This is a genomic window from Burkholderia sp. TSV86 (assembly GCF_001522865.1).
Lineage (GTDB): Bacteria > Pseudomonadota > Gammaproteobacteria > Burkholderiales > Burkholderiaceae > Burkholderia.
The window spans coordinates 36,794-57,092 of record NZ_LOWB01000036.1 but is presented as its reverse complement, the minus strand read 5'-3'; the positions used below and the strand labels follow the sequence as shown (position 1 = coordinate 57,092).

General features: G+C 66.2%; 18 protein-coding genes and 1 pseudogene. 13 read left to right on the top strand and 6 right to left on the bottom strand.

Features of this window, described 5'->3' with window-relative positions; translation table 11 throughout:
- Both WS68_RS27310 and rfaE2 read left to right on the top strand, forming a co-directional pair.
- Positions 1-119: pseudogene (locus WS68_RS27310) on the top strand (ferritin-like domain-containing protein); the annotation flags it as partial.
- A gap of 88 nt (positions 120-207) precedes the next feature.
- A complete protein-coding gene (gene rfaE2, locus WS68_RS06460) occupies positions 208-684 on the top strand; it encodes a D-glycero-beta-D-manno-heptose 1-phosphate adenylyltransferase (protein WP_059570004.1) in 477 nt (158 codons plus the stop codon).
- A gap of 357 nt (positions 685-1,041) precedes the next feature.
- On the opposite strand, the gene WS68_RS06455 is transcribed toward rfaE2, so the two are convergent.
- From WS68_RS06455 to WS68_RS06445, 3 genes are read right to left on the bottom strand one after another with little or no spacing between them, the layout of a single operon-like run.
- Positions 1,042-1,392, bottom strand: a complete 351-nt coding sequence (locus WS68_RS06455; protein WP_059570003.1) for a hypothetical protein — start codon at positions 1,390-1,392, stop codon at positions 1,042-1,044.
- A 49-nt stretch (positions 1,393-1,441) separates the two neighbouring features.
- On the bottom strand, positions 1,442-2,221 hold the full coding sequence (locus WS68_RS06450) for a type III pantothenate kinase (RefSeq protein ID WP_059570002.1): 780 nt from the start codon (positions 2,219-2,221) through the stop codon (positions 1,442-1,444).
- Entirely contained in the window at positions 2,218-3,243 is a 1,026-nt protein-coding gene (locus WS68_RS06445) for a biotin--[acetyl-CoA-carboxylase] ligase (protein WP_059570001.1), read from the bottom strand. Before WS68_RS06445 ends, WS68_RS06450 begins: the two co-directional genes overlap by 4 nt.
- A gap of 437 nt (positions 3,244-3,680) precedes the next feature.
- On the opposite strand from WS68_RS06445, the gene WS68_RS06440 reads away from it, so the two are divergent.
- Positions 3,681-5,321: a beta-N-acetylhexosaminidase gene (locus tag WS68_RS06440; protein ID WP_197419537.1), complete on the top strand. Its 1,641-nt coding sequence runs from the start codon at positions 3,681-3,683 to the stop codon at positions 5,319-5,321.
- Between the two features lie 114 nt (positions 5,322-5,435).
- Here WS68_RS06440 and WS68_RS06435 read toward each other — a convergent pair whose 3' ends face one another.
- Positions 5,436-6,545 carry a tetratricopeptide repeat protein gene (locus WS68_RS06435; RefSeq protein WP_331457841.1) on the bottom strand — a complete coding sequence of 370 codons (1,110 nt, stop codon included), beginning with the start codon at positions 6,543-6,545 and terminating at the stop codon, positions 5,436-5,438.
- A gap of 19 nt (positions 6,546-6,564) precedes the next feature.
- The gene (locus tag WS68_RS06430; protein WP_059569999.1) at positions 6,565-8,610 is read right to left on the bottom strand and encodes a bifunctional 2',3'-cyclic-nucleotide 2'-phosphodiesterase/3'-nucleotidase; all 2,046 of its coding nucleotides are present in this window, start codon (positions 8,608-8,610) and stop codon (positions 6,565-6,567) included.
- A 477-nt stretch (positions 8,611-9,087) separates the two neighbouring features.
- On the opposite strand from WS68_RS06430, the gene WS68_RS06425 reads away from it, so the two are divergent.
- The 10 genes from WS68_RS06425 to WS68_RS06375 all read left to right on the top strand — a co-directional run bounded on the left by WS68_RS06425 (position 9,088) and on the right by WS68_RS06375 (position 19,217).
- Positions 9,088-10,869: an RICIN domain-containing protein gene (locus WS68_RS06425; protein WP_197419536.1), complete on the top strand. Its 1,782-nt coding sequence runs from the start codon at positions 9,088-9,090 to the stop codon at positions 10,867-10,869.
- 306 nt (positions 10,870-11,175) lie between these two features.
- On the top strand, positions 11,176-12,303 hold the full coding sequence (locus WS68_RS06420; protein ID WP_059569997.1) for an MlaE family ABC transporter permease: 1,128 nt from the start codon (positions 11,176-11,178) through the stop codon (positions 12,301-12,303).
- Positions 12,300-13,139: an ABC transporter ATP-binding protein gene (locus tag WS68_RS06415; protein ID WP_059569996.1), complete on the top strand. Its 840-nt coding sequence runs from the start codon at positions 12,300-12,302 to the stop codon at positions 13,137-13,139. Before WS68_RS06420 ends, WS68_RS06415 begins: the two co-directional genes overlap by 4 nt.
- Before the next feature lie 28 nt (positions 13,140-13,167).
- Complete coding sequence (locus WS68_RS06410; protein ID WP_059569995.1) at positions 13,168-14,100, top strand: MlaD family protein; 933 nt, start codon at positions 13,168-13,170, stop codon at positions 14,098-14,100.
- A 19-nt stretch (positions 14,101-14,119) separates the two neighbouring features.
- On the top strand, positions 14,120-14,761 hold the full coding sequence (locus WS68_RS06405; RefSeq protein WP_059570014.1) for an ABC-type transport auxiliary lipoprotein family protein: 642 nt from the start codon (positions 14,120-14,122) through the stop codon (positions 14,759-14,761).
- Positions 14,762-15,248: 487 nt separating this feature from the next.
- Positions 15,249-15,566, top strand: coding sequence for a (2Fe-2S) ferredoxin domain-containing protein (locus tag WS68_RS06395; protein WP_059569993.1), 318 nt, complete (start codon positions 15,249-15,251; stop codon positions 15,564-15,566).
- An 88-nt stretch (positions 15,567-15,654) separates the two neighbouring features.
- Positions 15,655-16,299 (top strand): alpha/beta hydrolase, encoded by a 645-nt coding sequence (locus tag WS68_RS06390; RefSeq protein WP_059569992.1) that lies wholly within the window; start codon positions 15,655-15,657, stop codon positions 16,297-16,299.
- Between the two features lie 321 nt (positions 16,300-16,620).
- Positions 16,621-17,937 (top strand): D-alanyl-D-alanine carboxypeptidase family protein, encoded by a 1,317-nt coding sequence (locus WS68_RS06385; RefSeq protein ID WP_059570013.1) that lies wholly within the window; start codon positions 16,621-16,623, stop codon positions 17,935-17,937.
- Between the two features lie 40 nt (positions 17,938-17,977).
- A complete protein-coding gene (locus tag WS68_RS06380) occupies positions 17,978-18,889 on the top strand; it encodes a D-amino acid aminotransferase (RefSeq protein WP_059569991.1) in 912 nt (303 codons plus the stop codon).
- Between the two features lie 22 nt (positions 18,890-18,911).
- Positions 18,912-19,217 carry an HP0495 family protein gene (locus tag WS68_RS06375; protein WP_059569990.1) on the top strand — a complete coding sequence of 102 codons (306 nt, stop codon included), beginning with the start codon at positions 18,912-18,914 and terminating at the stop codon, positions 19,215-19,217.
- Positions 19,218-19,286: 69 nt separating this feature from the next.
- Here the strand turns inward: WS68_RS06375 and WS68_RS06370 are convergent, their stop codons facing one another.
- Entirely contained in the window at positions 19,287-20,255 is a 969-nt protein-coding gene (locus WS68_RS06370; RefSeq protein ID WP_059569989.1) for a transcriptional regulator GcvA, read from the bottom strand.
- Positions 20,256-20,299: the final 44 nt, after the last annotated feature.

Here is a 20,299-nt window from a genome sequence, read left to right as displayed (position 1 = left end):
ACCTGTCGGTGCTGTTCGAGCGCACGTTCGCGACCGCGCAGGAGCTTAACCGCTACCGGAAGGAAGTGACCTCCCGCCTGCAAGGCGAAAGCGGCCAGGCCGCCACGCAGCCCGCATGACGCCGCGCGCCGCCTGATCGCGCAGAAGCCCGCTTGCAAGTCCGGCGGGCTTTTGTTTTTCTGTCATCCGTCTACGAATGTCCGCACCATGCCCGCTTCGTTCGAACGCAAGCTGATCACCCGTGACGCGCTCGTTGCGCTGCGCCCGTCGCTCGCTGCGCCCGTCGTATTTACGAACGGCGTGTTCGATATTCTGCACCGCGGTCACGTAACCTATCTGGCCGATGCAAAAGCGCTCGGCGCGTGCCTGATCGTCGGCGTGAACAGCGATGCGTCGGTGCGTATGCTCGGCAAGGGCGACGATAGGCCGCTCAATGCCCATGCGGACCGGATGGCGCTGCTCGCGGCGCTCGAGAGCGTTGACTGGGTCGTCGGCTTCGACGAGAAGACGCCTGTTTCGTTGATTGACGCCGTGCATCCCGACATTCTCGTGAAGGGCGGCGATTACGATATGGACGCGTTGCCGGAATCGGCGCTCGTGCGTGGCTGGGGCGGCCAGGCGCTCGCGATCGCGTTCGAGCACGACCGCTCGACCACGGCGCTGCTGAAAAAAATACGGGGCTAGCACTGCGCGAGGCCGCGGTTTTTCAAAGCGAATTGCCGAGGCTGCCGCGTTAAAGCACAGGTTCTGTCCGGCGTCCGGCCGCGCTTGCGGCACGTCGATCCAGCGCATGGAGAACGCGCGACGGTGGTGCAGCCGTTGCGTTCCGCATTCGCGAGGTCGTGTGCGGGTATCGTGCGGGACCGTTTTGCCGTTCCAATTCCATCGGTTCCGACGTGCGCACGCACGTCGCGCCATCCCTCCTTTCTTCTTCATAGGCGGCAACGACGCAGCCGCAAGCCGAGCAGACGTCCCAAACCCGCAAGTCAAACGCCATCGGCTCGATCGGCCGAGCTGCAAACGATCGGATTCGCGGACGCATCATCGCGCGGCCGCGTGATCCGCTTGGCTGGCCCCGGCGTTGGTTGCCGCGGACGCTGGTGCTGGCGCGGCGCGCGCATGGGTATCGATCGATGTGGATGCCGGTGCTGCATGGGCGGGCGCGGCGAGCGGCGCGATTTCGAGCGGTGGCGTCGCGATCGGCCCGCCGACGATCGGCTGATCGGTCGGCTGCGACAGCGGCGTGACGCGCAGCGCATCCGGGCGCACCTGCTGCCGCGCATGCCCTGGTTCGAGCGGGCCAGCGGCCGGCAGCGGGCCGAATACGCCGCGAACCACGATGAATGCCAGCATGTTGGCGAGAAAGAGCACGCAGAGCAGCCATCGCAACATCGTCAATTCTCCGAAGGGTGAGTGCGCTATCGGCGATGCATCGCGTGCATCACGCCGAATGCGCGATGAGCGCGAGCCCCGACAGGACGAGCGTGTCGTGGCGCGTGTGCGCGACGTTCAGCGCGCGCACGATCGCATCGGCGGCGCCTCCCGACAGCACGAGCCGCACGTTTGCCTGCCATCGATGTTCGAGATCGCGCCATGCGCGCTCGATGAGGCCCGCCTGCGCGCTCAGGCAGCCGACGGCCAGCGCGTGCGGCGTATCGATCGCGAACGGCGCGGGCGTGCCGTGCGTTGCATGCTCGTCGACGAGGCGCGTTGCCGTGTCGACCGAAAGCGTCGGCAGTTGGGCGGTGTGCATGCCGAGCGAGCGCATCATCAGCGCCCAGCCCGGCGCAATCAGGCCGCCCGCGAAATGGCCGTCGGCGCGCAGTGCTTCGAGCGTCGTCGCGGTGCCGAACGTGGCGATCAGCAGATGCTCGCCCGGAAACGCCGCGTGCGCGCCGATGAGGCCCGCCCATCGATCGCTGCCGAGCTGCGCGGGCTGCGCGTAGCCGTTCGTCACGCCGCATTGGGCGGCACTTGCACGGATCACGGTGCGCGGCAGCGCGGGCCAGTGCGTATCGATCAGGGTGTCGATGCGCGCCGCTACGGCGCTGCCCGCGACGTTCGAAATCCACGCGCCGCGCGGCGCGGGTAAGGCCGACCAGTCAGGCGCGTCGCCCGCGTGGTCGAACGCGCCTTGGGCGACGAAGTGGCGCCCGGTGTCGGCGAGCGCCCATTTGATCCGGCTGTTGCCGGCATCGATCAGCAAGCATACGCCGCTCATTGCGCTGCTCCCGGCCTCGCTTCGCGCAGCGATACGTCGCCCGCCGCGATCGCTTGTTGGCCAGCCGGGGTATCGAGCAGCAACTGGCCGCTTGCATCGATGCCGCGCGCGACGCCGCGCGCGATTTCGACGCCGTGCTCGAGCAGCGCGACGTCGCGGCCAGCGTAAGCGTGCAGCGCGTTCCAGCGCTCGCGGAACGGCGCGAGGCCACTGGCGGCGAATGCCGGCAGCGCGATGGCGAGCGCGTCGAGGGCGGCGGCGAGTGTATCGGCGAGGTTGGCCTGCGGCCAGATGCTGGCGAGCGGCACGGGCGGCAGGCTGCTGGCGGGGACGGCACTGCGCTCGCGTAGCGCCGCGATTTCGGCTGCGGCGGTTTCGGCTGCATGAACGTTGATGCCGAAACCGATGACGACCGCGGTCGCATCGCTCGTGTTCCAGACGGTTTCGATCAGAATGCCGCCGAGCTTGCCGGCGATGGCTGTCGCGCTGCCGTGCGTCGTCGCGATGAGCAGATCGTTCGGCCATTTGACTGCGATTCGGCAGGTGGCCGCGCTTGTTTCAGCCGGTGCTTCGGCCGTTTCGGCGGATCTCGCCGCGGCTGCTGTTGCCGATGTCGCGAACGGGGGGGCGGCAAGATCGCCGGCAGTTGCATCGGCGAGCCCTTGCGCGAGCGCCACGCCGAGCGCGATGCTCAATCCCGCCAGTTCCCCAACCGGCCGCGGCAGCACGCACGCGACCGAGCACAGCAGCGCGTCGCCCGGCCGTGCGAACCAGGGCCGGCCTTGACGCCCGCGCCCCGCGGTCTGCTCGTAGGCGACGCGCACGAGCGGCGTGGCGAGCGCGTCGCGGTCGCGGCGCAACGTTTTCAGATGAGCGGCGAGATCGGCATTGGTCGAGCCGGTGCTATCGACGATGTCGATGGGCCAGCCGCTGGCCGCCGTGCAAAGGCGCGCGCGCACGCGTGCGTAATCGATGATAGGGCGGTCGTTTGCGGGCATGGGCGGATACGAGTGGGCATTCATGAGGCAGATGCGAGCGAATGTCGGGTGGCGCGATGCGCATTATAGGAGCGCAACCCGGCAAGGGCCTCGTTCGCGCCGATCGCGGGCGTTCGCGGCGACGAACGGCTTGATCGGCCGACGCCGCCGCCCTGGGTTTACCCGGTATATCCGGGTGGCTCAAAGGATATTAGATTGGATCTTAATTGGTATTAAATTGGATCTATTCAGGAAGCAATGCGTGTGAGCCGGCCGTGTTGCAAACCGGCAGGCGACGATCGCCGGCGGCGGCAGGTGCCGGCGACGCAACGAAGCCCGCAGCCCTGGGCCAATAGTTTGATTTCCTAATGAATGGAATTGTCTGAGTTCCGTTTGGCGCCGCGCTGTGCCCGATGGAATGGAGGCAGAGCCCGTCGAGGCGGCTCGATGGGAAACGCAGTGTCTAAACGGAGAGAATGACGATGAACAATAAGCGGCTGAAGTTCGCGATTCTGGGATGCATAGGGTATACGGCGATGTTGTGCGCAGATGGCATTTCGGCGTTCGCGGCGACGGCTTCGGCAAATGCCGGCGCGGGGCCGAAGACGCTCGCATGCGCGCGGGGCGAGTGGTCGGGCGCGATCACCGGCACGAATCCCGCGCCGGCGATCGTGCCGACGCTGCAAACCTGGAAGGGCGGGGTCGGCACGTTTTCGCTGACGTCGCGCAGCAGGATCGTTATCGACAACGCCGCGTTGTCGCCGCTCGCAAGCAAGTTTGCCGAGGATTTGCAGCAGGTCACGGGCATGCGTCTGCCCGTCGTGCGCGCAGGTGTGGTGAAGCCGGGCGATGTCGCGCTGAGCTTGTCGCCGTGCGGCGCCGCCGCGGGCACGATCGGCAACGAGGGCAATACGTTCTATGCGGAGCAAAGCGCCGTGTTGCGCGCGAACACGCTGAACGGCGCGTTCTACGCGACGCGCACGCTGTTGCAAATGCTGACGCTGGACGGCAAGCCCGCAGGCACGCATTCACTTATCGCGAAAGGCTACGCGCTCGACTATCCCCGCTATCGGGAGCGTTCGATCATGTTTGACGTTGCGCGCAAGTTCGCGACGAAGACGTTTCTGATGCAGTACATGAAATTCATGAGCTGGTACAAGCTGAATACATTGCATCTGCATCTGAATGATTTCGCGACGGATGCGAACGGCAACATCGTCGCGTCGTTTCGGCTCAAGAGCAGCGATCCGGCCTTCAACGGGCCGGTATCCGACGACGGCCTGTATTACACCGAGCAAGACTGGGCTGAGTTGGAGGCCGTGGCGAGCGCGCACGGCATCACGATCGTGCCGGAGTTCGATACGCCCGGCCATTCGCAGGCGTTCGGCAAGGCGCGGCCCGATCTGGCCGACGCGGCCGGCTTTCTGGATCCGACCAAGCCGGGAACGCTGCCGTATGTCGAATCCGTTTTCAGCCAGTTCCTGCCGTGGTTCAAGTCGAGCCGGATTCACATCGGCGGCGATGAGGTCAGCGGCTTCACGCCCGCTCAAATCGTGCCTTATTTGAACGGTCTCAGCGCTTTCCTGAAGAAGCGGGGCAAGACGGTGCAAGCGTGGGGAGACCAGAACTATATTGCCGGAGCCAACCCGCAATTGAGCGCCGGGCTCGACAAGACGGTGTGGATACAGCGCTGGATCAATTGGGGCGCCGAAGCATCGCTCAATTACAAGCAATACGGCTACGACTGGACGGATTCATACGGAGACTGGTACATCGTTGCGTATGGCCCGAGCTACTTCAATCCGAACGGCTTGTCCGGCAACACGGTCTATACGCAATGGAATGCGAAGCCGCAGACGGGCTCCACGCAATATCCGCCGATCGGAGGACAGATTTGCGTGTGGAACGACAATGGCGCGTCGAAGACGTACACCTATGAAACCGACATTCACGCGCTGTTGAAGAACGCGATTCCCGCCGCCGGACAAATCTACTGGACGGGCCAGCAGCGCGACGCGTCCGGCGCAGTCGTGCCTTATTCGGCGGTCGGCGCGAACGTGCCGGTATTGGGTTACGGCCCCGGCGTGACGCAGTTGACCGGTGCGTTGAATCCGCCGGCTTGAGCTGCCGGCAAAGCACGGGTCACGCGCGGGTAGGGTATTGGCACAGGCATTGATAACGGCATCGGCACAGGCGTGCGATGAAGCGATCGATCCCCCGCCGGGATCGATCGCCAATCAAGGTGCGATGCTCGGATGCTTGAGCGCGTGTGCGGCTTCGATCCATTGCGCATGGAACGCGTCGGCGTCGCGCGGCAGGCCGAGTTCGCCGTTGCGGTACGCGATCGCAAGCGTTTGCACCGCTTCCGGCAGTTCGCGGTCGGCGGCTTGCCGATACAGCGCGAGCGCGCGCGCTTCGTCGCGACGCACGCCGCTGCCGTCTCGATACGCGTTGGCCAGCATGAATTGCGCGGCCGGCACGTCATGGCGCGCGGCCAGCTCGAACCAGCGGGCCGCTTCGGCCGGATCGGCCGGCGTGCCGTAGCCGCTGCGATACATCAGCCCGACGTAGTACGCGGCGCCCGGATCGCCCGCGTCGGCGAGCGGGCGCAGCGTCGCGAGCGCGCGCGGATAGTCGCGCTCGCCGCCGCCCGTGCCGAGCAGCCACGCCTTGCCCAGTGCGAGACGCGCGGCGCGCGCGCCATTCATGCGGCTGGAGCTGCGGTGGCCGTCGTCACCTGCGCCGGCTGTGCCGGCGGCGGGCGCTGCTTGCGCAGCCGTTTCGAGCCAGCGCAGGCCTTCGTTGCGCAGCCCGGCTTCGCGCGAGCCGATCAGCGCGATGCCGAGCGCGGTCTGCGCATCGACATCGCCATCGCGCGCGAGCGCGCGCAGCTTGCTCAGCGCGTGCGGCTCGGCGGCCTGCTCGACCATCGCGCGCCATTCGTCGAGCTGTGCGCGGGTGGCCGCCGGTGTGTGATGCACGAGGCTTTCGAGCCGGCCGGTGGCGGCAACGGCCGCCGCGAGCGCCGCTGCGACGGCGAGCATGCCGACGGGCGACAGCGTCGCGCGCAACGCGCGCAGCAGCGGGCCGGGCGAGCGGGCGCCGTGCGAAGCGGCGCGGGCGTCGCGCCCATTGCCGGCAGCCGCGGCGGTGCGCGGCGGCACATCGGCGCATGGTGCGCCGCAGTCGAGCAACCCGCAGGCGCGATGCGCATCGCCTCGACGTTCGCTCGCACGGCGCTCGGACGCACGAGGCGAGCGGGCCTGCTCGATACCGCCGTCGCGACGCCCGTGCGCATGAGGTTGGCCTTCATCGCACGCGGCAAGCGGTTTCCGGAAGGTATTCATCGTCGGCACTCCGCTTTCGTCATTGCGTGAGATCGATCTCGTAGGTCGCGAGGCCCTTGCCGGAACCGTCGTCGGCCGAGACTTGCGTGATCCCCGTCAAGCCCGCCGCGCCTGCGTCGGCGAGGCGGTTCGGCGCGGAGGCGAACTGCACGTGCGCAACCGAGCTGGCGAGTTTCGTGAAGCGCCAGCTTCGCTGCGCGCCGTCGTTCGCGCGCGTGAGCTTGCCGCGCTTTTTCACGTAGGCGATCAGCACGTCGCGGTTCGCATCCGGCGACGCGAAGATCGTCTTGCTGCCGTCGAGCCCAGGGAAGTTGCCGCTGCCGCTTGCGCGGTAGTTATTGGTCGCGACGATGAACTGCGCGTTCGCGTCGAGCGGCGCGCCCTTGTACGTGAGGTTCTTGATCCGGCTGCCGGTCGGCTGCGTGACGTCGATCTCGTAGCGCAGATCGGCGGACGTGAACATGTCGAAGTTATAGCCGGGAAACGTGCTGACGAGCTTCTGCACGGTCGGCTTCGTCGGATCGATCGTATTGAAGCGCTTCGCGGCGGTTTCGAGCCAGTTGCGGATGTCCGCGCCGCTGACCTTCACCGCGTAGATAGTGTTCGGATAGAGATAGAGATCGGCCGCGTTGTTGATCGCGAGCGGGCCTGCCGAGACGTCGGTGAAATCGGTGCCGCCGCCGAAGCCGCTCTTGAACGGCGCGCTCACCGACAGCACCGGCAGCGACGCGTATTGCGGCAGATTCGCCTGCACGTAGCTCGCGACATAGTCGGCCTGCGCGTCGTTGACGATCTGAATCGCGCCGGGATCGCCGACATCGGCGAAGTACGTGGTCATCCGGTAATCGGTGCTGCCGATCGGCGTCTTCACGTAGTCGATCGTCGCTTGATGCTCGGCCGCGATCGCCGCGGCCACCGAAGGATCGGCCGCGACATAGCTCTTGTCGGCGTTCTGAATCGGGCGCGCTTCGACGATCGTTTGCGATTTGTCGACGCTCCATTGCTTGCCGTCATACGCGAGGCTGAGCTTGATCACGCCCAGATGCTTGCCCCAGTAGTTGGCCATCACGGTCGGCACGCCATTGACGGTGCCCTTGACCTTATCGACGCCCGGCAAGTTGAACTGCGCGATGGTACTGTTCGCGTCCGGAAACACCTGGTGCGAGTGGCCGATCAGCATCGCATCGATGCCGGGCACCGTCGACAGCCACCAGCTTCCGTTTTCCATCATCGGCGAGTAGGCCGAATTGTCGAGGCCGCCATGCGAGACCGCGACGATCAGATCCGCGCCTTTCGCGCGCATTTCGGGGATGTATTTCTCGGCCGCCTCCTTCAGGCCCGTCGTGTAGACCTTGCCTTCGAGCCAGCGCTTGTCCCAGCTCATGATCGTCGGCGGCGTGAAACCGATGATGCCGATTTTCACGGCGGCGGTGACCTTGCTGCCGTCGGGCGCGGTTGCGGCGACGGTTTTTGTCAGAATTTCGTAAGGCTTGAAGAGCGGCGCGCCGGTTTTCGCGCTGATCACGTTCGCGAGCACCTGGGGAAAGGCCGGCCCGGCGCATTTTTGCTGTTGCGCGGGCGCGGGCATGCCCGCGATGTCGAACGTATTGCCTGTTACCTGGGATAGATACGGCAGCCCGTAGTTGAACTCGTGATTGCCGATCCCGCCGCCGTCGAATTTCGCGGCGTTCATCACCTTGTAGATCGCGAGCGTTTCGCTGCACGACACGGGTTTGACGAGCGCCTGGTAGTCGGCGAGCGCGGTGCCTTGGATCGTGTCGCCGTTATCGAGGAGCAGCGTGTTCGGGTACTGCGCGCGCGCCTGCGCGATCAGCGTCGCGACGCGCTCGAAGCCGAGCGAATTATCCGCCGCGAGTTTGAAATAGTCATACGACAGCACGTTCGTATGCAGATCCGTGGTCTCTAGCACGGCGAGCGTCGCTTTGGTGCCGGCGGGCGTTGGCGGGGGTGTCGAATCGTCGTCGTTGCAGCCGGCGACGAGCGCGGCGCATGCGGCAAGAGTGGCGGCGTTCAGCCGCCGGCGAAGGCGCGAGGGCAAGCGCATGGAAGGGTCCTGTTCGGGTTTCGTTTTGTCGAGGGTGCGGCGTGAGTGCAGCGGGAGTGCTCCGGCGGATGAGAGTATCGAAAGGATATGTGAATAAAAAATGAAAGCGCGGGGAAGGTCTTCCGGAAGGTGGGGAGGTGGCACGGGGCATGGCCTGGCGGCCGGCGGCGGTGTGGCGCGGCAGGCGCGCCGCGCGGCTGCCGTTCGCCGCGCAGACCAAGCTTCATTCCTGTCGCGATTCAATTGCGCCGGCTGATACTAGGTGATTAATCGGCATGAGTGAATGTCGAATATCTCAATATTCAAATCCGGTTAAATGACTTGTGCGGATATGTCGTCCGGATATGATTGAGTATCCGGAATTTCGATAAATAGGGTGGATTTCGGATGGGGGAATGTTTGAAATTCCGTTCTTTTCGGCATGCGGCAAAAACATGGCGCGTGCATCATTATTTTATTCCATATAAAGAGACAAACATGCGACGCACTCGATGGCCAATTGTCGGAATTTTCCAGGGAGCGCTGCTGTGCGCCGCGCTGGCGGGTTTGCCCGCCCGTGCCTATACGTTCAGTGCCAGCGCGCCGGCGGCGGCCAGCCCGGTGTCGGACAGTCCGAATTCGCTGTTTATCGATCGCGACGGAACATTCTTTATCGGAAATTCGCTTTCTCAATACGACGATAATCCGGCGAATCATTACTGGAAGTTTTTTATTGGTCAGGATGCCGATTCGGTAACGGAGTCGGCCGCGCATTCCCAATACGATACGCGCGTGCTGTGCAATGACAAAAATCCGGTTGCCATTGATTTGTTCGGCACGCCCGTCAAATCGCAGACCGGATACAGCCAGGCGGATTATTGCGATCTGATCGGCGTATGGGTGGACCCGGATACCAGCTACTGGTACGGCGTGGTCCACAACGAGCTGTTCGGCAACAATCCGCGCGTCGATGCGATCTCATATGCGATCTCGACCGACCGCGGCGCAAGCTGGACGCTGCAAGAGCCGATCATCACGTCGCCTTACGGCAAGGGCAACCCGAATACGCCGTACTACTACTACGGCGCGGGCGACCCGCGGCTGTTCGTCGACAACGCGTCGGGCTACTTCTACCTGTTCTACACGAGCCGCATTCTCGGGCAGAACGGCAACCCGGTGGGCTTCGACGATCATATGTGGGAGCACGTCGCGCGCGCGCCGATCAGCAAGAAGATGGCGCCGTCGTCGTGGCAGAAGTTCTACAACGGCCGCTGGCAGCAGGTGAGCGGCACGAACTGGACTTGCGATCCGCTGTCGGCGGCCGCGCCGTGCACGGCCGCGCCGGTGTCCAGCGCGCTCGAATCGAACGTGAGCGGCCCGACGCTCGACCTGCGCTGGCTGGGCGGGCCGAGCGCCGACCGCACCGGCGGCCAGACGTTCGTGCCGCCGCCGCCGGGGCCGGGCAATCTGCTGGGCGCGGGCTATACGAACGGCACGATGCGGGTGATGAGCGTCGCGTGGAACGTCTACATGCAGAAGTACATCGCGATCGCCGAGGACAAGCAGGCGGGGACGCTGAAATTCTATATGTCGGACGACCTGAGCACGCAGCAATGGCGCTTTGCGGGCTACGTGCCGTACAACAGCTCGTCGTGGTACCGCTGGTTCACCGACAGCGCGACGAAAACCTCGGCGGACACGCTCGGCAGCACCTTCCGCGTGTATTGCGTGGTGTCGTGCTCGAAGTCCAATGCCGAGTACATCGACGTGACGGTGCAGCGCTGGCAGTTCTTTGATCCGGTGCCGGTCTACTACTCGAATGCGAACGGGGTGAGGGTGACGGCCACGTCGCAGCCGAAGCGGTATTACATCGTGCATCCGGGCAACCCAGCCGGCAATCTGCCGACGGCCGCTGCCGGCGCATGGACGCTCACGCCCACGGCGGACGGCTTTTTCACGCTGCAGATCGGCGGCCGGTATCTCGGCGTCGGCGCGGGCAATGCCGGGCGCATGTGGGGCGCGCCGACGGTATTGTCGTCAAGCGCGGGCACGCCGCAGCAGCAATGGTATTTCCAGAAGATCGGCGGCGACGCCGCGGGCGGTTATCGAATCATCAACCGCTACAGCGGCCTGGCGCTGAGTTTCACCAACGGCGCGCTGACGTCCGATCTGCTGAATGTCGTCACCGTGCCGATTCGCAGTTGGATCGCACCGTGGCCGACGCCGATCCACGTGTGGGGCCAGGACGCACAATCGCTGCAACTCGTTGCTCAAAAATAAGCCGGCGCCGGGCGGGCTGCGGCGGCGCGCGGTGCGGTGAAGAAGCCGCGCGCCGCGTCATTCATGAATGACGAGGTGACGGCGGCCTCGCATTGGCGGACGCATGGGCGGCATTGCCGGAATGTCCCTCCGGCGTGCGTGGCAAAGCGGGCCGCGGGCGGCGAAAAGGCGTGCGTCGCCGCAGGCGATCCCAGGGCGGCGGGCATCGGCGCGCGGCGGTTTACAGGCGCGCCGCTGAAACGAGACGTCGTCGGCGACAGCGGTTCGCTACAATGATCTCTGTCACCTTTTTGCACAATCGCCCCTTTGGACTTCCAGACTCCTCCTGGCCTGTCGATCGATGCCGGCGGCCACGGCCGTAAAACCGTGCGTCTTCACGGACAGTGGACGGCACTCGCGCTCGCGCGCGATCGCGGCAACGCCGCCCGACGTATGGCGCGGCTCGTGAAGGAGCCCGTCGGCGAGTGGGATTTGTCGGGCATCGAGCGGCTCGATCACGTCGGCGGCCAAGCGCTCTGGCGCGTCTGGGGCCGCCGGCTGCCCGAGGGAATCGCGCTCACCGACAAGCAGCGCACCGTATTCGAGCGCATCGAGCGGCTCGACGGCAGCCGCGACGCGCCCGAGCCCGTCGTGCGGATCGATCCGGTTACCCGCTTGGGCCAGGGCATCTTCACGTTCGGCGAGCATCTGTCCGGAGGCATCGCGATGCTGGGCGGGGTGCTGCTCGACCTGCTTTCGGTGCTGCGCCGCCCGCGCACGATGCCGTGGACCGAGATCTCCGCGAACATCTACAGCGCGGGCACGCAGGCGCTGCCGATCACGGCGCTCGTCGCGTTCCTGATCGGCATCGTGCTGTCGTATCTGTCCGCGCAGCAGCTCCAGCTCTTCGGCGCGAACCGCTACATCGTCAATATTCTCGGCCTGTCGGTGATCCGCGAGCTGGGGCCGGTGCTGTCGGCAATTCTCGTCGCGGGCCGCTCGGGCTCGGCGATCACCGCGCAGATCGGCGTGATGCGCGTGACCGAGGAACTCGACGCGATGCGCGTGATGGGCATCCCGCACGGGCTGAGGATCACGCTGCCGCGCGTGCTCGCGCTCGGCGTCGCGATGCCGCTGCTGGTGATGTGGACCAACATCATCGCACTCGCGGGCGGCGCGCTCGCCGCGAAGCTCGTGCTCGGCATCGACATCAACTTCTTCGTGCGCTCGCTGCCGTCCGTCGTGCCGATCGCGAACCTGTGGATCGGGCTCGGCAAGGGCATCGTGTTCGGCATGCTGATCGCGCTCGTTGCATGCCACTTCGGCTTCAGGATCAAGGCGAATTCGCAAAGCCTGGGCGAAGGGACGACCACGTCCGTCGTCACGTCGATCACGGTCGTGATTCTGGCCGATGCCGTGTTCGCGATCCTCTTTCAGAACGTGGGGCTCGGATGAGCGCGGCCGGCGATTTCGTGATCGAGGTGCGCGATCTGACCAAGCGCTATGGGCGCAACGTGGTCCACGAGCATCTGAATTTCGACGTGCGCTCCGGCGAGATCGTATCGATTGTCGGCGGTTCGGGCTCCGGCAAGACTACGCTGGTGAGGCAGATCCTCGGCCTCGAGCGGCCGACCTCCGGCACGATCAAGGTGTTCGGCGAGGACACCGCGCAGATCGGCGACGAGGCCGCGCACCTGATGCGCAGCCGCTCGGGGATGCTGTTTCAGCACGGCGCGCTGTTCTCGTCGCTGACGGTGTTCGACAACGTCGCGCAGCCGCTGCGCGAGCTTGGCCGCGTGCCCGAGGATCTGCTGCACGACATCGTGATGCTGAAGCTGCAGATGGTCGGGCTGCCGTGCAAGCACGCATCGAAGATGCCCGCCGCGTTGTCGGGCGGGATGGTCAAGCGCGTCGGCCTCGCGCGCGCGATCGCGCTCGAGCCGGAGCTGTTGTTTCTCGACGAGCCCACGGCGGGGCTCGATCCCGCCGCATCGGACGAATTCGTCGAGTTGATCGCGACGCTGCATCGCACGCTCGGGCTGACCGTGGTGATGGTCACGCACGATCTCGACACGATGGTCGCGCTGTCGACGCGTGTCGCGGTGATCGCCGATCGCAAGGTGCTCGTCGCGGCGAGCGTCGAGGAGGCGGCGGGCGTCGATCATCCGTTCATCCACGAATATTTTCTCGGGCGCCGCGGCCGCCGCGCGCTGCAGGCGCTGCCGCCCGAGCGTCGCGCGCGGCTGCCGAAAGCGGCGCTTGAACCGGCGCCTTCGGACGTCGATCTGTAGTACGAGGATGTCGCACAAGGAATTCAGTATGGAAAACAAATCGCATGCGTTCTGGGCGGGTCTCTTCACGATCGGGCTGTTGCTCGCGATCGTCGGCGTGGTTTATTGGTTCAACATCGATCGCACCGTGCGCATCCCATACGATCTCGTGTCGCGCTCGAACGTGACGGGCCTGTTTCCCGACGCGGCCGTGCGCTATCGCGGGCTCGACGTCGGCAAGGTGGCGTCGATCGATTTCGACCGCAAGCGCCCGGGCGAGATCGCGATCCGTATTCTCGTCGACCAGCACGCGCCGATCACGCGCTCCACGTTCGGCAGCCTGGGCTTTCAGGGCGTGACGGGGATCGCGTTCGTGCAGCTCGACGACACGGGCGCCGATCCGTCGCCGCTGCCGACGTCGGACAAGGCGGTTGCGCAGATCCCGATGCATCCGAGCCTCTTTGATCAAATTCAGCAGCGCGGCGACGTGTTGCTCAAGCAGATGGAGATTGCCGCGAAGAGCGTCAACGCGATGCTCTCGCCCGAGATGCGCGACCAATTGAAGGCGACCGCGGCCAGCATGCAGCATGCGGCCGACGGCTTCGCCACGCTGTCCAAGCAGATCGAACCGGCGCTCGCACAGGCGCCGCAGACGATGGCGCATCTGAATCGTGCGCTCGAATCGGCGAACGCGTTTGTCGCACCGGGCGGCCCGCTCGTGACGAACCTGAACCGGGCGGGGCAGTCGCTCGCATCGATGAACGGCACGCTCGCCGATCTGAGCGCGAGCGTGCGCGACAGCACGCTGCCGCGCTTCAACGCGCTTGCGACGAGTGTCGGCGACGCTTCGCGCACGCTCAAGGACGTCGCGGGCGACGTCGGCCGCAATCCGCGCAGCCTATTGTTCGGCGCGCCGCCGGCCGAGCCGGGGCCGGGCGAGGCCGGATTCGTGTGGCCGGGCGCTGGCGCGCCCGCCAAATAACGCTATGTGGGAAATCGCGATGCAGGGATATGGCATGTCAGGATTCTTTGGGTTGGTTCGCCGGCGTCCGGCGTTCGCGCTCGCGGCGGTGCTCGCGTTGTCCAGCGTCGCCGGTTGCGCGAACACGGGCGCCGCGCTGACGAACGTGCGCTACGATCTTGGGCCCGCGCGGCCGGCCGTATCGGCCGGCTCGGGGCCGGCGCTCAAGGTGCTCGACGTCGGCGCGGCCGATCCGCTCGACTCCGACCGGTTCGTCTATCGGCTCGCCTACGCGGACGCGCAGCGTATCGCCGTGTACCGCGACAGCAAATGGACCGCGCCGCCCGCGCAATTGCTGACGCAGCGGCTGCGTGCCGCGCTGTCGCAACGCGGCGCGGTGCTCGGCGGCGAGGATAGCGTGCGCGCGCCGGTGTTGAAGGTCGAACTGGCGCAGTTCGAGCAGGTGTTCGACGGCCGCTCGCAAAGCCATGCGGCCGTTACCGCGCGCGCGACGCTCACGCAGGACGGCAAGGTGCTCGGCCAGCGCACGTTCGTCGCGCGCGCGCCGGCAAGCACGCCCGATGCGGCGGGCGGCGCGGCCGCGCTCGCGACGGCGTCCGACGATCTCGTCGATCAGCTCGTCGTGTGGCTCGGCACGCAGGCCGGCGGCGCCGCGCAGTGAACGCCGCCGCGTGCGGCGCGCGCGTGACGCGGCGGCGCAGCGCAACGAACGCCGCCGCGCACCGGCTGCCGCGCCATTCGGCGCTCGCCGCGCGGTCTGGCCGCGCCGCGGCCGCGGCTATACGCACGGCGCATGCCGTGCGTATAGCCGATGGCGCAGACGCGCTGCGCGCTTGTTGTATTGCTCGCGCTCGTCGACGCGCGGCCCGCCGAGGCGTTTTCCACCTGTAAGTTACCTTCCAATCAGTTCCGCGCGTTCCGGCCTTGGGGACGCGATGCGTATTTCAACGCCATCGGTCAATGGCATCGGAGGTGGCGTTGCGCGGGCGGGGGCTAAATACCGGGCCTGTCTGGCTCGCGGGCCGTGTGGTCTGCCGCGCGCGCATCGAGCGTCAAGCGGCGCCGCTCGCTATAATCGGTCGCTCGTCTCCGCGACATCCCGACAATGCGGACGCCCACGCGGCGTCCCTCAGACAATGGGTCACGCCATGGATCCCTACTATCAGCATCACGTCTTTTTTTGCCTGAACCAGCGCGACAAGGATGCGGATCGCCCGAGCTGCGCGAATTGCGGCGCGCAGGAGCTGCAGGAGTACGCAAAAAAGCGCGTCAAGGAGCTTGGGCTCGCGGGCGCGGGCAAGGTGCGCGTCAACAAGGCCGGCTGCCTCGACCGCTGCGAGCAAGGGCCGGCCGTCGTCGTCTACCCGGAAGGGGTCTGGTATACGTATGTCGACAAGAACGATATCGACGAGATCGTCGAATCGCATCTGCGCGACGGCAAGCTCGTCGAGCGCTTGAGGATCTGAGCCCAGCTCCGCGAGCCTTCGAACTCTCAGCCCGTCCGGCCTTCAAGCCCTCAAGCGTGACTTTTTGCATGACCCGGTACGCCGCCGTATGAACGTCCATACCCAGAAATCCCTGATCGCCGGCCCGGCCGGCGACATCGAGATCGCGATCGATCTGCCCGACGCCGTGCGCGAAGGCACGGCCGCACCGCGCGGAATCGCGCTCGTCGCGCATCCGCATCCGCTGTTCGGCGGCACGATGGACAACAAGGTAGCGCAGACGCTCGCGCGGATCTTCGTCCAATTGAACTACGCGGTGATCCGCTCGAACTTTCGCGGCGTCGGCGCGACGCAAGGCGTGCACGACGAAGGTGTAGGCGAGGTCGACGATCTGCTCGCGGTGCTCGCGCACATGCGCGCGCTGCCCGGCCATGCGGCGCTGCCCATCGTGCTCGCGGGTTTTTCGTTTGGCACGTTCGTGCTGTCGCACGTCGCGAAGCGGCTGCGCGGCGCCGGGCAGGCAATCGAGCGGATGGTGTTCGTCGGCACGGCCGCAAGCCGCTGGCAAGTCGCCGACGTGCCCGAGGATACGATCGTGATTCACGGCGAAAACGACGACACCGTCCCGATCTCGGCCGTCTACGACTGGGCGCGGCCGCAGGAGCTGCCCGTCATCGTGATTCCGGGCGCCGAGCATTTCTTTCACCGCAAGCTGCATCTGATCAAGCGGATCGTGATCGGCGCGTGGCGCTGACCTCCGGCATGCGCGGCAGGCATTCGGGCCAGCCGGATGCGCGCATGCGACTTTCGTATAATGGCCGGGTTTGCGTCGGCCGTGCCCGGTTCGCCGCACGTGCGGCGCGCAGCGTCGTGCGGGTTGCCGGGCGTCGCTGCGCGCGCATCGGTCGCGCGGTTTTCGCACGGCGAACCGATCGCGCCGCCGCCTGTCCAACCGGCGCCCCGGTGCCGGGGTGGCGCGCATTGGCCGCAGCATGCGCGCCGCCATGCCGCGCCGCAGCCCTTCAACCGCGCGCCTCGTGCGCGCTGCACTTTCTGCCATCAGCCCTGTACCGATATGCGTTTGTCCTCCTACGGCCTCAAGTCTCTCGCTTCCTCCACCGCTTTTGCCGTTGCCGCTCGTAACGTCGCGCTCGGCATCGTGCTGCCCGCCGCGCTCGTGACGAGCGGCGCCGTCGCTTACGCGAAGCCTGCCGCGAAGGCAAAAGCCAAGGCGGCCGCGTCCGCCGCTGCCGCCGCGCCGACGGGCGCGCCCGCGACCTACATGCCGGGCGCGGTGCCGCCGCCGGGCGTCAACGCGCGCTCGTGGGCGCTCGTCGACGCGAGCAGCAACCAGGTGCTCGCGTCCGGTAACGCGGACGAGCGCGTCGAGCCCGCATCGCTGACGAAGCTGATGACCGCGTATCTCGTGTTCGAGGCGCTCGGCACCAAGAAGATCTCGATGGAGCAGATCGTCACGCCGAGCGAGGCGGTGCGCCGTGTCGGCCGCGACGAATCGCGGATGTTCATCGAGGCGGGCAAGCCTGTTTCCGTGCATGACCTCGTGTACGGGATGATCATCCAGTCCGGCAACGACGCGGCGATCGCGCTCGCCGAGCTGGTGGGCGGCAGCGAGGCGCAGTTCGTCAACATGATGAATGAGGAGGCGCGGCGTCTGGGCATGAAGGGCACGCACTTCGCCGACGTGAACGGAATGCCCGATCCGCAGCACTACACGACGGCCGCCGATCTCGCGACGCTGTCGACCCACCTGATTCGCGATTTCCCCGACTACTACAGCATCTTCTCGGTCAAGGAATTCACGTACAACAAGATCCGCCAGCCGAACCGCAACCGGCTGCTGTGGCTCGATCCGACCGTCGACGGCCTGAAGACCGGCCACACGCAGGCCGCGGGCTATTGCTTGATCGCGACGGCCAAGCGCGCGCTGCCGGGCTCGAGCGACGCGCCGCGCCGCCTCGTCACCGTGATGATGGGCGAGACGAAGGAAAGCGATCGCGTGCAGGACAGCATGAAGATGCTGAACTACGGCTACACCGCGTTCGACTCCGTGCGCCTCTACAAGGCCGGCCAGCCGATCGACACGCCGCGCGTGTACAAGGGCAAGAGCAACACCGTGCAGGTGGGCGTGAAGCAGGATCTGTTCGTCACGGTGCCGCACGGCGTCGCGGACAAGGTGAAGCCGGAAGTCTCGCTGAACGCGCCGCTGATCGCGCCGCTCGCGGACGGCCAGACGGTCGGCTCGGTGAAGCTCGCGGCCGACGGCAAGACGCTCGCCGAATTCCCGGTCGTCGCGCTGCAGCCGGTGCCGGAGGCGGGCATTTTCGGCCGCATCTGGGATTCGATCCTGCTGATGTTCAGCAAAAAGAAGTAAGCTCGTTGCGACCATGACGACTTCGTTGCCCGCCATCACCATGAGCCAAGCCGATATCGAACCGACCGTCTATCTGAGCGTTGCGTCGCAGGAGGCGCTCACGCCGCTGTCCGAAGCGCGCGTGCCGGTGCTCGACCGCGGCTTCATCTTTGGCGACGGCGTGTATGAAGTCGTGCCGGTTTACGCGAACGGCGCGCGCCGCGTGCCGTTCCGGATCGCGCAGCATCTCGCGCGCCTCGCGCGCAGCCTGAGGGCAGTCGGCATCGACGATCCGCACGACGAAGCGGGCTGGCGCGCGCTGGTCTCGCGCGTGATCGACGCGAATGCGGCCGCGCTCGGCGACGGCCAGCATGCGATCGTCTATATCCAGGTGACGCGCGGCGTTGCCAAGCGCGGCCACGCGTTTCCGGCGGGCGCGGTGCCGACCGTGTTCGCGATGGCCAATCCGCTCGTGCTGCCGACCGACGCGCAGCGCGCGCAAGGTGTGCGCTGCGTGACGGCCGAGGACCGGCGCTGGCTGCGTTGCGATATCAAGGCGGTATCGCTGCTCGGCAACGTGCTGATGGCGCAGCATGCGGCGGAGCGCGACGCGGTCGAGACGATCCAACTGCGCGGCGGCAATGTGACGGAGGGCTCGTCGGCGAACGTGTGGATCGTGAAGAACGGCGAGCTGTTCGCGCCGCCGCGCAGCGAAAAGATTCTCGAGGGCATCCGCTATTCGCTCGTCGAGGAGCTAGCCGACGAATGCGGGACTTGCTTCGTCGCGCGCGAGATCAGTGAAGCGGAACTGCGCGCCGCCGACGAGATCCTGCTCACGTCGGCGACGAAGGAAATTCTGCCGGTGACCCTGCTCGACGATCTGCCGGTGCAGGGCGGCCGGCCGGGGCCGGTGTACGACGCGCTGTACGCCGCGTATCAGCGGGCGAAGGCGCGAGAAATCGATGGCGCGTGACGCGCTTTCACGGAGAAACGACATGACCGAACCCAAAACCGTCGAGCTGACGGGCGCGATCGAGACGCCCAAGGAAACGCTGCTCGAATTCCCGTGCGATTTCCCGATCAAGATCATGGGCCGCGCGCATCCCGAGTTCAAGGACACGATCTTCAAGGTGGTCAGCGTTCACGATCACGAGATCGATCTGGAGAAGATCGAGGAGCGCGCGTCGAGCGGCGGCAACTATACGGGCCTCACCGTCACGGTTCGCGCGACGAGCCAGGAACAGCTCGACAACATTTATCGCGCGCTGACGGGCCATCCGATGGTCAAGGTTGTGCTCTAACCGTGGCCGCGGCCTGGCGCATGACGGGCCTGTTTGGGGCCCGTTTTTGGGCCCGCTCGCGCGGCCGCATCACTTGCCGCGCGCGCCAGCGCCGGCGCTGACGGCCGCATAGGAGGCCAGATGCCGAGCCTGCAGCGTTTGCCATAGCGCGTCAAAGCGCGCGGCCTCGTCGAACAGCCACGCGCGGAACGCCTGCACACGCGGCGTCTGGGCCAGTAGCGGCGGGCATACGAAGAAGTAATGCCACGGGCTCGGCTCGGCAATATCGAACAACCGCACGATCTGCCCTTGCGCGAGCGCCGGTGCCGCGAGCGTGCGCCTCACGAGCGCGATGCCTTGGCCGTCGATTGCCGCTTGCAGCAAATTCAACGAATCCTGATAAAGCACGCCGCGTTTGGGCTCCGTCAACGTGTCGAGGCCGGCCGCATCGAACCAGGGCCGCCATAGCTCGTCGTCCGAGCGCAGCAGCGGGAAGCGCGCAAGGTCGGCAGGCGTTGCGGGCAGCACGCCGCTATTGAGCGTCGGCGCGCAGACCGGAAAAAACGTCTCGTCGAGCAGCGGCTCGACATGCAGCCCCGGATACTTGCCGTAACCGAAGCGGATCGCGACGTCGACATCGTCGCGGGCGAAATCGACGAGCGCGTTGCTCGTGCGCAATTCCAGATCGATCTGCGGATGCTGCTCGATGAACGGACCGATGCGCGGCGTGATCCAGCGTGCGGCGAATGACGGCAGCGTCGACACGACGAGCCGCCCGTTGCGGCTGGGCGCGCGGATTGCGTGGGTGGCATCGGCGAGCATCGTCAGCGCGGCGCGCACTTGTTGCGCGTAGCGGCTGCCGGCGTCCGTCAGGGTGAGCCGCTTGCCGTGGCGCACGAACAGCGCGATGCCGAGTTCGGCTTCGAGCGCGCGCATCTGGTGGCTCACCGCGCCGTGCGTGACCGACAGCTCGTCGGCCGCGCGTGAGAAGCTTTCGTATCGCGCGGCGGCCTCGAACACGCGCAGCGCATTGAGCATCGGCAGTTGCCGGAGGTTCATTGGCGAATTTTTCTCACAAGTACGTGAAAATCGATCGTTTTGCC

Coding starts and splice junctions, on each gene's coding strand:
- rfaE2 (WP_059570004.1), top strand. CDS start 208: ATGCCCGCTTCGTTCGAACGCAAGCTGATCACCCGTGACGCGCTCGTT.
- WS68_RS06455 (WP_059570003.1), bottom strand. CDS start 1,392: ATGTTGCGATGGCTGCTCTGCGTGCTCTTTCTCGCCAACATGCTGGCA.
- WS68_RS06450 (WP_059570002.1), bottom strand. CDS start 2,221: ATGAGCGGCGTATGCTTGCTGATCGATGCCGGCAACAGCCGGATCAAA.
- WS68_RS06445 (WP_059570001.1), bottom strand. CDS start 3,243: ATGAATGCCCACTCGTATCCGCCCATGCCCGCAAACGACCGCCCTATC.
- WS68_RS06440 (WP_197419537.1), top strand. CDS start 3,681: ATGAACAATAAGCGGCTGAAGTTCGCGATTCTGGGATGCATAGGGTAT.
- WS68_RS06435 (WP_331457841.1), bottom strand. CDS start 6,545: ATGAATACCTTCCGGAAACCGCTTGCCGCGTGCGATGAAGGCCAACCT.
- WS68_RS06430 (WP_059569999.1), bottom strand. CDS start 8,610: ATGCGCTTGCCCTCGCGCCTTCGCCGGCGGCTGAACGCCGCCACTCTT.
- WS68_RS06425 (WP_197419536.1), top strand. CDS start 9,088: ATGCGACGCACTCGATGGCCAATTGTCGGAATTTTCCAGGGAGCGCTG.
- WS68_RS06415 (WP_059569996.1), top strand. CDS start 12,300: ATGAGCGCGGCCGGCGATTTCGTGATCGAGGTGCGCGATCTGACCAAG.
- WS68_RS06410 (WP_059569995.1), top strand. CDS start 13,168: ATGGAAAACAAATCGCATGCGTTCTGGGCGGGTCTCTTCACGATCGGG.
- WS68_RS06405 (WP_059570014.1), top strand. CDS start 14,120: ATGCAGGGATATGGCATGTCAGGATTCTTTGGGTTGGTTCGCCGGCGT.
- WS68_RS06395 (WP_059569993.1), top strand. CDS start 15,249: ATGGATCCCTACTATCAGCATCACGTCTTTTTTTGCCTGAACCAGCGC.
- WS68_RS06390 (WP_059569992.1), top strand. CDS start 15,655: ATGAACGTCCATACCCAGAAATCCCTGATCGCCGGCCCGGCCGGCGAC.
- WS68_RS06385 (WP_059570013.1), top strand. CDS start 16,621: ATGCGTTTGTCCTCCTACGGCCTCAAGTCTCTCGCTTCCTCCACCGCT.
- WS68_RS06380 (WP_059569991.1), top strand. CDS start 17,978: ATGAGCCAAGCCGATATCGAACCGACCGTCTATCTGAGCGTTGCGTCG.
- WS68_RS06375 (WP_059569990.1), top strand. CDS start 18,912: ATGACCGAACCCAAAACCGTCGAGCTGACGGGCGCGATCGAGACGCCC.
- WS68_RS06370 (WP_059569989.1), bottom strand. CDS start 20,255: ATGAACCTCCGGCAACTGCCGATGCTCAATGCGCTGCGCGTGTTCGAG.